This is a genomic window from Kitasatospora sp. NPDC032121 (genome assembly GCF_055580145.1).
Genome location: NZ_JBVILX010000002.1, coordinates 864,537 through 877,230, shown reverse-complemented (window position 1 = coordinate 877,230; position 12,694 = coordinate 864,537). Strand labels below are relative to the sequence as shown.

The 12,694-nt window shown below is 68.7% G+C and carries 7 protein-coding genes; all 7 read right to left on the bottom strand.

Going from position 1 to position 12,694, the window contains the following annotated elements:
- Positions 1 to 115: 115 nt before the first annotated feature.
- The 7 genes from ACZ5OX_RS09825 to ACZ5OX_RS09795 all read right to left on the bottom strand — a co-directional run bounded on the left by ACZ5OX_RS09825 (position 116) and on the right by ACZ5OX_RS09795 (position 12,612).
- Positions 116 to 4,009 (bottom strand): DNA-directed RNA polymerase subunit beta', encoded by a 3,894-nt coding sequence (locus tag ACZ5OX_RS09825; RefSeq protein WP_465629441.1) that lies wholly within the window; start codon positions 4,007 to 4,009, stop codon positions 116 to 118.
- A 98-nt stretch (positions 4,010 to 4,107) separates the two neighbouring features.
- Entirely contained in the window at positions 4,108 to 7,584 is a 3,477-nt protein-coding gene (rpoB, locus tag ACZ5OX_RS09820; RefSeq protein WP_449788153.1) for a DNA-directed RNA polymerase subunit beta, read from the bottom strand.
- Positions 7,585 to 8,292: 708 nt separating this feature from the next.
- A complete protein-coding gene (gene rplL, locus ACZ5OX_RS09815; RefSeq protein ID WP_359823749.1) occupies positions 8,293 to 8,676 on the bottom strand; it encodes a 50S ribosomal protein L7/L12 in 384 nt (127 codons plus the stop codon).
- Between the two features lie 91 nt (positions 8,677 to 8,767).
- Complete coding sequence (rplJ, locus tag ACZ5OX_RS09810) at positions 8,768 to 9,331, bottom strand: 50S ribosomal protein L10 (RefSeq protein ID WP_207809823.1); 564 nt, start codon at positions 9,329 to 9,331, stop codon at positions 8,768 to 8,770.
- Positions 9,332 to 9,682: 351 nt separating this feature from the next.
- Positions 9,683 to 10,561 (bottom strand): SCO4651 family lipoprotein, encoded by an 879-nt coding sequence (locus ACZ5OX_RS09805; protein WP_465629440.1) that lies wholly within the window; start codon positions 10,559 to 10,561, stop codon positions 9,683 to 9,685.
- A 160-nt stretch (positions 10,562 to 10,721) separates the two neighbouring features.
- Complete coding sequence (locus ACZ5OX_RS09800; RefSeq protein ID WP_465629439.1) at positions 10,722 to 11,642, bottom strand: SCO4651 family lipoprotein; 921 nt, start codon at positions 11,640 to 11,642, stop codon at positions 10,722 to 10,724.
- 88 nt (positions 11,643 to 11,730) lie between these two features.
- Positions 11,731 to 12,612 carry an SCO4651 family lipoprotein gene (locus ACZ5OX_RS09795; protein ID WP_465629438.1) on the bottom strand — a complete coding sequence of 294 codons (882 nt, stop codon included), beginning with the start codon at positions 12,610 to 12,612 and terminating at the stop codon, positions 11,731 to 11,733.
- Between the last annotated feature and the right edge of the window lie 82 nt (positions 12,613 to 12,694).

Below are 12,694 nucleotides of genomic sequence, written 5' to 3'. Positions count from 1 at the left end.
CCGAATGACCTAATCGGATTCCGTCCGCCGCCCACACGGCCCCGAAACGGCCCCGGAACGCCGCAGGGCGGTCACCCCGATCGGGGTGACCGCCCTGCGGTCGGTGCTACGCGACTCAGCCGGTGTACGGGCCGTAGTCGTAGTCGTCCAGCGGGACCGCCTGGCCGGAGCCGGCGCCGAAGGGCGACAGGTCGTAGTCGTCGTAGCCGACGGCCGAGTACATCGCGGCCTTGGCCTCCTCGGTCGGCTCGACCCGGATGTTGCGGTAGCGGGGCAGACCCGTACCGGCCGGGATGAGCTTACCGAGGATGACGTTCTCCTTGAGGCCCAGCAGCGGGTCCGACTTGGCGTGGATCGCCGCGTCGGTGAGGACCCGGGTCGTCTCCTGGAAGGAGGCGGCCGACAGCCAGGACTCGGTGGCCAGCGAGGCCTTGGTGATACCCATCAGCTGCGGACGGCCGGAGGCGGGGTGACCGCCCTCGGCGACGACGCGGCGGTTCTCCTGCTCGAAGCGACCGCGCTCGACCAGCTCGCCGGGCAGCAGCTCGGCGTCGCCCGACTCGATGATCGTCACGCGGCGGAGCATCTGCCGGATGATGATCTCGATGTGCTTGTCGTGGATCGACACACCCTGCGAGTTGTAGACCTTCTGGACCTCGGCGACCAGGTGGACCTGGACGGCACGCTGGCCCATGATGCGCAGGACGTCGTGCGGGTTGGTGGCACCCATGGTCAGCTTCTGGCCGACCTCGACCGCCTCGCCCTCGCTGACGAGCAGCTTCACGCGCTTCGAGACCGGGTAGGCGATCTCGTCGCTGCCGTCGTCCGGCGTGATGACCAGCTTGCGGGTCTTCTCGGTGTCCTCGATCCGGACCCGGCCGGCGGCCTCCGAGATCGGAGCCACACCCTTCGGGGTACGGGCCTCGAAGAGCTCGACGACACGGGGCAGACCCTGGGTGATGTCGTCACCGGCCACACCACCGGTGTGGAAGGTACGCATGGTCAGCTGGGTACCGGGCTCACCGATGGACTGGGCGGCGATGATGCCGACCGCCTCACCGATGTCGACCAGCTTGCCGGTGGCCAGCGAGCGCCCGTAGCACATGGCGCAGGTGCCGACGGCCGACTCACAGGTCAGGATCGAGCGGGTCTTGACCTCGCTGATGCCGTGGCGGATCAGCTCGTCGATCAGGACGTCACCGAGGTCGGTGTTGGCGGTGGCGAGGAGCTTGCCGTCCACCGTGATGTCCTCGGCGAGCATGCGGGCGTAGACGCTGGTCTCGACGTCGTCGGCCTTGCGCAGCACGCCGTCCGCACCCACGGAGCCGATCGCCAGCTTCAGGCCGCGCTCGGTGCCGCAGTCCTCCTCGCGAATGATGACGTCCTGGGAGACGTCGACCAGACGACGGGTGAGGTAACCGGAGTCGGCGGTACGGAGGGCGGTGTCGGCCAGACCCTTACGGGCACCGTGGGTGGAGATGAAGTACTCCAGCACGGACAGACCCTCACGGAACGACGCCTTGATGGGTCGCGGGATGGTCTCGTTCTTGGCGTTCGACACCAGACCACGCATACCGGCGATCTGGCGCATCTGCATCATGTTTCCACGAGCACCCGAGTCGACCATCATGAAGATGGGGTTCGTCTTCGGGAAGTTCGCGGCCATGGCGTCCGCGACCTCGTTGGTCGCCTGGGTCCAGATGCCGACGAGCTCCTGCTTGCGCTCGTCGTTGGTGATCAGACCGCGCTCGTACTGCTTCTGGACCTTCTCCGCCTTCGCCTCGAAGCCCTCCAGGATCTGGGGCTTGCTCGGCGGGACGATGACGTCCGAGATCGAGACGGTGACACCCGAACGGGTCGACCAGTGGAAGCCGGCCGCCTTCAGGTTGTCCAGGGTCGCCGCGACGACGACCTTGGGGTAGCGCTCCGCCAGGTCGTTGACGATCGCGGAGAGCTGCTTCTTGCCCACCTCGTAGTCGACGAACGGGTAGTCCTCGGGCAGCAGCTCGTTGAAGAGCGCGCGGCCCAGGGTGGTGGTCAGGCGGAAGGGCTCGCCGTCGAACCAGGTCGACTGGCCGTCCTCGTCCACCGGGGCGGTCCAGCCGCGCGGCGGGACGGTGCCGGCCGGCAGGCGCAGCTCGATCGGGGCCTGGACGTCCAGGTCCCGGGCGTCGAAGGCCATGATCGCCTCGGCGGTCGACGAGAAGGTGCGACCGGCGCCCTTCACGTTCTCGCGGTCCGAGGTCAGGAAGAACAGACCGAGCACCATGTCCTGGGTCGGCATGGTGACGGGGCGACCGTCGGCCGGCTTCAGGATGTTGTTCGAGGACAGCATCAGGATGCGGGCCTCGGCCTGCGCCTCCGCGGAGAGCGGCAGGTGGACGGCCATCTGGTCACCGTCGAAGTCCGCGTTGAACGCGGTGCAGACGAGCGGGTGGATCTGGATGGCCTTGCCCTCGACCAGCTGCGGCTCGAAGGCCTGGATGCCGAGGCGGTGCAGGGTGGGCGCACGGTTCAGCAGGACCGGGTGCTCGGCGATGACCTCTTCGAGCACGTCCCACACGACCGGACGGGCGCGCTCGACCATGCGCTTGGCCGACTTGATGTTCTGCGCGTGGTTCAGGTCGACCAGGCGCTTCATCACGAACGGCTTGAAGAGCTCCAGCGCCATGGCCTTCGGCAGACCGCACTGGTGCAGCTTGAGCTGCGGGCCGACGACGATGACCGAACGGGCCGAGTAGTCGACTCGCTTGCCGAGCAGGTTCTGGCGGAAACGACCCTGCTTGCCCTTCAGCATGTCGCTGAGGGACTTCAGCGGGCGGTTGCCCGGGCCGGTGACCGGACGGCCGCGGCGGCCGTTGTCGAACAGCGCGTCGACGGCCTCCTGGAGCATGCGCTTCTCGTTGTTCACGATGATCTCGGGGGCACCGAGGTCGAGCAGGCGCTTCAGGCGGTTGTTGCGGTTGATGACGCGGCGGTACAGGTCGTTCAGGTCGGAGGTCGCGAAGCGGCCACCGTCCAGCTGCACCATCGGACGCAGGTCCGGCGGGATGACCGGGACGCAGTCCAGCACCATGCCGTTGGGCTTGTTGGTGGTCTGCAGGAACGCGGAGACGACCTTGAGGCGCTTGAGCGCACGGGTCTTCTTCTGGCCCTTGCCGGTGCGGATGATCTCGCGCAGGCGCTCGGACTCCTCCGCCAGGTCGAAGGTCTCGAGGCGGTCCTTGAGGGCCGCCGCGCCCATCGAGCCGGAGAAGTAGGTGCCGAAGCGGTCGCGCAGCTCGCGGTAGAGCAGCTCGTCGCCCTCGAGGTCCTGGACCTTGAGGTTCTTGAAGCGGGCCCACACCTCGTCGAGGCGGTCGAGCTCGCGCTGCGCGCGGTCGCGCAGCTGCTTCATCTCGCGCTCGGCGCCCTCGCGCACCTTGCGGCGCACGTCGGCCTTGGCGCCCTCGGCCTCCAGCTCGGCCAGGTCGGTCTCGGCCTTCTTGGCGCGGGCCTCGAGGTCGGAGTCGCGACGGTTCTCGATCTGCTGGCGCTCGACCGAGACGTGCGCCTCCAGGGACGGCAGGTCGCGCTGGCGGCGCTCGTCGTCGACCCAGGTGATCATGTAGGCGGCAAAATAGATGACCTTCTCGAGGTCCTTCGGCGCCAGGTCGAGCAGGTAGCCCAGACGGGACGGCACGCCCTTGAAGTACCAGATGTGGGTGACCGGGGCGGCCAGCTCGATGTGGCCCATCCGCTCGCGGCGCACCTTGGCGCGGGTCACCTCGACGCCGCAGCGCTCACAGATGATGCCCTTGAAGCGGACGCGCTTGTACTTACCGCAGTAGCACTCCCAGTCCCGGGTGGGGCCGAAGATCTTCTCGCAGAAGAGTCCGTCCTTTTCGGGCTTCAGGGTGCGGTAGTTGATGGTCTCCGGCTTCTTGACCTCGCCGTGCGACCACTGGCGGATGTCGTCGGCGGTGGCCAGGCCGATGCGGAGCTCGTCGAAGAAGTTGACGTCAAGCACTGGTCGTCAAGCCCTCTTTCGTAAGTCGAGAGTCGTTCATGTGGTCTGAGGGGGGCCTGGGGGCGGGCCGGCCGCTGCTGCGGCCGGCCCAGCCTCCGTCAGACCTCTTCGACGCTGCTCGGCTCGCGCCGGGACAGGTCGATGCCGAGCTCCTCGGCGGCGCGGAACACGTCCTCGTCGGAGTCCCGCATCTCGATGGACTGGCCGTCCGAGGACAGCACCTCCACGTTGAGGCAGAGCGACTGCATTTCCTTGATGAGGACCTTGAAGGACTCGGGAATGCCGGGCTCGGGGATGTTCTCGCCCTTGACGATGGCCTCGTAGACCTTGACTCGGCCGAGGACGTCGTCGGACTTGATGGTGAGCAGCTCCTGGAGCGCGTAGGCCGCGCCGTACGCCTCGAGGGCCCACACCTCCATCTCACCGAAGCGCTGACCACCGAACTGCGCCTTACCACCGAGCGGCTGCTGGGTGATCATCGAGTACGGACCGGTCGAACGGGCGTGCAGCTTGTCGTCGACCAGGTGGTGCAGCTTGAGGATGTACATGTAGCCGACCGAGATCGGCATCGGGAACGGCTCGCCGGAGCGGCCGTCGAACAGGCGGGCCTTGCCGGTGGAGTTCACCAGGCGCTCACCGTCACGGGTGAGGGTGGTGTTGTCCAGCAGACCGGTGATCTCGTCCTCGCGGGCGCCGTCGAAGACCGGGGTGGCGAGGTTGGTGCCGCCCTCGACCTTGTCCGCGCCGATCGCCTGCAGGCGCTGGGCCCACTCGTCGGCGAGGCCGGAGACGTCCCAACCCTGCTGGGCGAGCCAGCCGAGGTGGATCTCCAGGACCTGTCCCGGGTTCATTCGGGACGGGACACCCAGCGGGTTGAGGATGATGTCGACCGGGGTGCCGTCCTCGAGGAACGGCATGTCCTCGACCGGGAGGATCTTGGAGATGACACCCTTGTTGCCGTGACGGCCGGCGAGCTTGTCACCGTTGGTGATCTTGCGCTTCTGGGCCACGTAGACGCGGACCAGCTGGTTGACACCCGGGGGAAGCTCGTCGCCCTCCTCGCGGTCGAACACGCGCACGCCGATGACCTTGCCGGACTCACCGTGCGGGACCTTCAGCGAGGTGTCGCGGACCTCACGGGCCTTCTCGCCGAAGATCGCGCGGAGCAGGCGCTCCTCCGGGGTCAGCTCGGTCTCACCCTTCGGGGTGACCTTGCCGACCAGGATGTCGCCGGTGACGACGTCGGCGCCGATGCGGATGATGCCGCGCTCGTCGAGGTCCGCCAGGACCTCCTCGGAGACGTTCGGGATGTCCCGGGTGATCTCCTCGGGGCCGAGCTTGGTGTCACGGGCGTCGACCTCGTGCTCCTCGATGTGGATCGAGGAGAGGACGTCGTCCTGCACGAGGCGCTGCGACAGGATGATCGCGTCCTCGTAGTTGTGACCCTCCCACGACATGAACGCCACGAGCAGGTTCTTGCCGAGGGCCATCTCGCCCTCGTCGGTGCACGGGCCGTCGGCCAGCACCTGGCCGGACTCGACCCGGGCGCCCTCGTCCACGAGCACCTTCTGGTTGAAGGAGGTGCCCTGGTTGGAGCGGGTGAACTTGGCGGCGCGGTACGTGGTGTACGTGCCGTCGTCGTTGGCCACGGTGACGTAGTCGGCCGAGACCTCCTGGACGACACCGGCCTTCTCGGCGGTGATGACGTCCGCGGCGTCGACGGCGCAGCGGTACTCCATGCCGGTACCGACCAGCGGAGCCTCGCTCTTCAGCAGCGGCACCGCCTGGCGCATCATGTTCGAGCCCATGAGCGCGCGGTTGGCGTCGTCGTGCTCGAGGAAGGGGATCATGGCGGTCGCGACCGACACCATCTGGCGCGGCGAGACGTCCATGTAGTCGATCTCGGTGCCCGGGATGTAGTCGATCTCGCCGCCACGGCGGCGGACCAGGACGCGCGGCTCGGCGAAGTGCAGGTCCGCGGTCAGCGGCGCGTTCGCCTGGGCGATGACGTAGCGGTCCTCCTCGTCGGCGGTCAGGTAGTCGACCTTCTCGGTGACCACACCGTCGACGACCTTGCGGTACGGCGTCTCGATGAAGCCGAACGCGTTGACCCGGCCGTACGAGGCCAGTGAGCCGATCAGACCGATGTTCGGGCCTTCGGGGGTCTCGATCGGACACATGCGGCCGTAGTGCGAGGGGTGCACGTCACGGACCTCGAAGCCGGCCCGCTCACGGGACAGACCACCGGGGCCCAGCGCGGACAGACGGCGCTTGTGGGTCAGACCCGACAGCGGGTTCGTCTGGTCCATGAACTGCGACAGCTGGCTGGTGCCGAAGAACTCCTTGATGGAGGCGACGACCGGCCGGATGTTGATCAGGGTCTGCGGCGTGATCGCCTCGACGTCCTGGGTGGTCATGCGCTCGCGCACGACGCGCTCCATACGGGCGAGACCCGTACGGACCTGGTTCTGGATGAGCTCGCCGACGTTGCGCAGGCGGCGGTTGCCGAAGTGGTCGATGTCGTCGACCTCGACCACGATGTCGCGGCCCTCGTCGTCACGCCACTCGGTCTCGCCCGCGTGCAGCTTCACCAGGTACTTGATCGCACCGATGATGTCGGGCTCGGTGAGCACGCCGGAGTCCAGCGACTCGGCGTTGCCCAGCTTGCGGTTGACCTTGTAACGGCCGACCTTGGCGAGGTCGTAGCGCTTCGGGTTGAAGTAGAGGTTCTCCAGAAGCGTCTGCGCGGCCTCGCGCGTGGGCGGCTCGCCCGGGCGCAGCTTGCGGTAGATGTCCAGCAGCGCGTCGTCCTGGCCCTGGGTGTGGTCCTTCTCCAGGGTGGCGCGCATCGACTCGTACTCGCCGAACTCCTCGAGAATCATCTCGTTGGTCCAGCCGAGCGCCTTGAGCAGCACGGTGACGGACTGCTTGCGCTTGCGGTCGATGCGGACGCCGACCATGTCGCGCTTGTCGATCTCCATCTCCAGCCAGGCACCACGCGAGGGGATGACCTTGCAGGAGTAGATGTCCTTGTCGGACACCTTGTCCAGGGTGGAGTCGAAGTACACACCCGGGGAGCGGACCAGCTGCGACACGACGACACGCTCGGTGCCGTTGATCACGAACGTGCCCTTGTGGGTCATGAGCGGGAAATCGCCCATGAAGACCGTCTGAGACTTGATCTCACCGGTCTCGTTGTTGGTGAACTCGGCCGTGACGAAGAGCGGGGCCGCGAACGTGAAGTCGCGGTCCTTGCACTCGTCAATGGAGTTCTTCGGCGGCTCGAAACGGTGGTCGCGGAAGGTCAGCGACATCGACCCACTGAAGTCCTCGATCGGGGAGATCTCCTCGAAGATCTCCTCCAGACCGGACTTGGTGGGGACGTCCTGACCACTCTCCAGGGCCGCCTCGACCCGGGCCTTCCAGGCCGCGTTGCCGAGCAGCCAGTCAAAGCTCTCGGTCTGCAGGGCCAGGAGGTTCGGGACCTCGAGGGGCTCCTTGATCTTCGCGAAGGAGACGCGGAGCGGGGCGGTGGATGCGGCGGAATTGTTCGAGGCGTTGCGCGGCGCGGCCAAGAGGGGGGTCCTTCCGAGGGCTCGGAGCTCACTACGCGCGTACCAGCCGGGCCTGCTTGGGCTTGGTGCCGCCTCCCTCGCCACTGGCCTCTGCCGGAGTCGAAACCCAGGTCAGAGCCGCTTTGCGGAGGCGGTGCCAGACCCCTTCAGGGCAACGCAAACTCCGGGCGACGAGTCACGGAGAAGCTAACAGGCAGCGCAAAGGGACAGTGTAGCCAAAGGCGACACTGCTGTCCAGCTCTGATTCGGAGACCGAATCGGAGACTCCTCCCGGTAGCCGGCGAGCGCGGGCGCCCACCGGGTACTGCTCTAACTCACGTGGAGTCATTTCCCGCCGGAGCCACTGGTTATGCATCCAGCAGCGGACCAACCGGGCGGACTCGCGCCTTGAGAATCGCGCGCCGCGCCGGGTTCGTCAAGGGCCCACCGGCGGTGCGGGCCTCGATCGGTCTATCGGTCCGGACCCCCTCCGCGTTACAGAAACCGTGGTGGGGCCGCCCTCGACGACGGTGATCACCATACCCCCCGGCACCGACGCTGCCGAGTGGGCTGTCGGCCACACCGGCGGGCCGGACCGGCCGGTCGGGGGAACCGGGCCGTGGACGGCCCGACGGGGCCCGGCCCCGGCCCGGAAACGCGAAAAAGCCGGGCCGACCACCCACAAGGGTGATCGGCCCGGCTTCAGGCCCCCTCAGAGGGGGCGAGAAGTCACTTGACGGTGACCTTGGCGCCGGCACCCTCGAGGGCGGCCTTGGCCTTCTCGGCAACGTCCTTGGCAACCTTCTCCAGGACCTTGGCACCAGCGGTGTCAACGAGGTCCTTGGCCTCCTTCAGGCCGAGGGAGGTCAGGGTGCGCACCTCCTTGATGACCTGGATCTTCTTGTCGCCAGCGGCCTCGAGGATGACGTCGAACTCGTCCTGCTCCTCAGCGGCCTCGGCGGCCGGGCCGGCAACGCCGGCGGCGGCAACGGCGACCGGGGCGGCGGCGGTGACGTCGAACTTCTCCTCGAAGGCCTTCACGAAGGCGGCCAGCTCGATGAGGGTGAGCTCCTCGAACTGCGCGAGCAGCTCGTCCTGGGACAGCTTCGCCATGATGGCGTCCTTCCACTAAATCGGCAGGTTGGTGCCGGATGTACGGGTGGGGCGGGCGTACGGGCCCGCAGCGAGGCGTGAGCCTGCCGAATTACTCGGCGGCAGCGTCCTCGGCGGCGGGAGCCGGCGTACCGGCACCGCCCTGCTCGACCTTGTCGCGCAGCGCGTCCACGGTGCGGACGAGCTTCGACGGCAGGGCCTGGAAGAGCGCGGCAGCCTGGGACTGCTTGGCCTTCAGGGCACCCGCCAGCTTGGCGAGCAGCACCTCGCGGGACTCGAGGTCCGCGAGCTTCTTGATCTCATCGGCGGACAGCGCCTTGCCGTCAAGGACACCGCCCTTGATGATGAGAGCGGGGTTCTCCTTGGCGAAGTCACGCAGAGCCTTCGCCGACTCCACCGGGTCACCGGTGACGAAGGCGACAGCCGTCGGACCAGTGAACAGGTCGTCGAGCTCCGTGATCCCGACCTCATTGGCCGCAATCTTGGTCAGCGTGTTCTTCACCACGGCGTACTCGGCGTTGTCGCCGAGCGAGCGACGCAGGGTCTTGACCTGCTTCACCGAGAGACCGCGGTACTCGGTGAGCAGCGCCGCGGAGGAGCCACGGAACTTGTCCGTGATCTCGGCGACGGCAGCAGCCTTGTCGGGCCTGGCCATAGGCTTACGCCTCCTTCCGTGATGTCGAAGTCGGGCCGACCGCGAAAGTCGACCTGGGTCGCCGCGGACCGACCGGACGGAAGGAAAGCTCCTGCATAAATGCAACGAGCCCCGGTGCGCAGGGGCACGGGGCTCGGAACGACCTCGACGGGCGGCCGCGCGAACGCGGAACCCGGAAGTCGAAGCTCCAGACACACCTGCGCGGGCTGCCTGCGACGAAGCGCAGATCCTTCGGCCACCTGCTCCCTGACGGGCGCGTGGTGACAACCAGCGGTCTTTGGCTTCGGCCAGACTAGCCGGAGGCGTTCGCAAGGTGCAAATCGCCCTCGGACGGAGCACCCCCGACGCGGCTCAGCGGGCCAGCGGGGAGACCGTCCGGACGCCGGTGTCCACGGTGTCGGACTCGGCCGGCGCCTGCGCCGAGAGCAGCGCCCCGGCGTGGTCGGTGTAGAGCACCGAGTCGTCCGCCCGGCCGCTGTCCCCGCTGCCCGTGCGCTGGAGCCGGACCAGCTGGTCCTTGTCGTTGAGCCAGAGGTCCAGGGTGAGCGAGAGCGAGCCGCCGGGCGCGAGCGCGGTCCGCAGGCCGTCCCGGCGGGACTGGGTCAGCTGGGTCTGGGCGGCCGCGTACCTCTCGGCGGTGGTGGCGACCCGGTAGTGCTCGACGGTCGAGTCCTCGAACTTCTCCTCGCCGACGAAGACCGGGTCCGTTCCCTCGGCGGTGGCCGCGGTCAGCGCCTCGACCGGGTTCAGCAGGTCGATCAGCCCGGCGTACGGGATCTCCTTGTGGCCGTCCGCGTCCGGCGGGACGGTGAAGCGCTCCCAGTGCTTCCCGCCCTGCCGGACGGCGGTGACGGCGTCCCCGCCCTGGTAGGCGACGGTGTCCACGACGATCAGCTGCTCGGCCTCGGCTGGGGTGGAGCGCTTGATCTGGAGGGCGGTCTTGGGCTGCCAGAACAGCGGGCCGGACCCGGCGTCCGCGCCGAGCCGGTAGCTGACCTTGGCCCGGCGGGCGGTCTGCATGGCCAGCTGGGCGGAGAGCAGCACCCCGTGCGGCGAGCGGTCGGTCGGCTTGGCCTGGGCGCTGGGGGAGGCGGTGGAGGGCGAGGCGCTGGTCGGGCTCGGGCTGCCGGACGGCGTGGCGGTCGCGCCGCCGCCCCCGCCGCACCCGCTCAGGCCGCTCGCCAGCAGGACGACGACGGCCACTGCCGCCAACCGCTGCCGTCCCGCCATCGCCCGTTCCCCTCTCGCCCGGCCCCGTCCGACGGCGGCCTCGTTCGGGCCACCTTGTCACCCGTCCCCGGCCCGCCCGGCGGCGGCCCCCCTGGGGCCCGTTGGATTCCGCCGGGTCGGCGGAGCCGGTGTCCCGGTACCGGGACACCGGCCGCGGGGATCAGCTGCCGGCGGCGGCCTTCTGGAGCTCGGCGAGGTCCATGGAGTCCGCCGGGGCGGTGGTGTTCACCGGGGTGCCGTAGTCCGAGTAGCTGACGGAGACGTTCATCGTGCCGGCCTTGGTCTCGGCCTGCTCGGTCCGCTTGACGACGAGCTTGTCGGCGTCGACCCAGATGTCGATCTTGTCGGTGGTGACGCCGGCCGTCTCCAGGCTCTGCTTGATCTTGTCGACCTGCGCCTGGGTCATGCCCTGGCTGGTGGCGTTGGCCACGTCGGCCGCGCTGAGCACGCCGGTGTAGTGGGTGGTGGCCTTGCCGTTCACCGTCTCCGGTCCGACCTCGGTGACCTTGCCGCCGGCGATCAGCGTCCGGACGGCCTGCACCGGGTCCGCGCTCTGGAGCTGGTCGGTCGTGCCGCCGGACGCCTTGGCCAGGTCGGCCTTGCTGTAGCGCACCCAGCTCGGGCCGCCGCTCTCCACCACCTTGCCGCCCAGGTGCATGAACATCGCGTCCTTGGTGTACAGGTAGCGCACCTTCGGCCCGCCGGTGAGCGGCTCCAGGACCTTGGCCATCGGGGAGCCCGACAGGTCCATCGTGAGGTCGGCCTCCAGGCCGTCGGCCCAGGACGCGGCGCCCTGGCCCTTCATGGTGACCTCGCCGAACTCGATCAGCTCGTCGATCTTGGCCGACTTGGCCGCGCTGGTCTTCTGGGTGACCTGCTCCAGGAAGACCGCCGGGCTGACCTTCGCCGGCTTCGCGTCGGTCGTCGGGGCGGCGGCCGACGGGGTGGCCGGGGCGGCGGCGGCCGTGGTCGGCGCGGCCGGGGCGGCCTTCTTGTCGTCGTTGTTGTCGCACGCGGTCGCGGTCAGCGCCAGTGCGGCGATGACGACGGCGACGGCGGCGGTGTTGCGGGTTCCAGCCATGATTCCCCCCTTGAGGACCCCGGGCGCGTGATGCGCCCGGGGGTGCAGCCGGTCGGTGCGGGTGGGCTCGGTGTCCGGTCCGACCGGATCAGCCGAGCAGCTTGAGCAGGTCGGATTCCTTGCCGAGGTCGCTCGCGGCGGGTGCCGTGATCGCGGCGGCCTTGCCGAGGTCGGAGTACTTGATGGTGACGGCCTTCTTCTCGCCGTTGGCGTCGCCGTACTCCTTGTACTGGACGAGCTCCTGCTTGGCGTTCAGCCAGAAGTCGATGGTGAGGGTCTTGCCGTCCTCCTCCAGCGTCTTCTGGGCGGACTTGCGCTGGTCCGCCGAGAGCGACGTCATCCCGGCCACCAGCGCGGCGGTGTCCTGCTCCGCCCGCAGGTGGGTGGTCTGGACTCCGTCCACGGCCTCCTGGCCGACCTTGGAGAGCTTGCCGCTCTGGGCCCCGACGGTGAGCAGGATGACCGGGTTGGTCATCTGGCCGACCATCCGGAAGCTGTCGCCCGTCTGGTCGGCGGGCATCTTGACCCAGTGCTTGCCGCCCAGGGCCGGGGCGATGTCGTCGCCGCCGCCGAGGTAGGCGTCCGTGCCGAGCACCCGGATCCGGAGCTTCTTGCCCTCGATGTCGCTGGCCATGTCCACGGCCGCCTTGGCCGGGTCCTTCCAGTCCGCGTCGCCGGTGCCGCCCGGGTCGGTGGGGTCGGTCGGGGTCATGGTGATCTTGCCGTTGCCGGCCTTCTGCATCACCACGGCGGCGGCGGCCAGCGCGGCCTTCGGGTCCGCGTTGAGGGCCGCGGCGAGCGGGTCGGCGGGCTTGGCGTCGGCGGACTTGGTGTCAGCGGGCTTGGCCTCGCCGGTCTTGGTGTCGCCGGCCTTGGCGTCGCCACTCTTGGCGTCACTGCCGCAGGCGGTGGCCGCACCGAACAGGACGGCCGCCGTCGCGACGGCCGAGGCGAGGCGCAGAGCGCGCATGGAGCTACCCCCGAGAGTTTCCTGATAAGCCATGGAAGAACTGATTGTCAGCTCTTCTCGCGTACTTTTCACGCGGACTCTA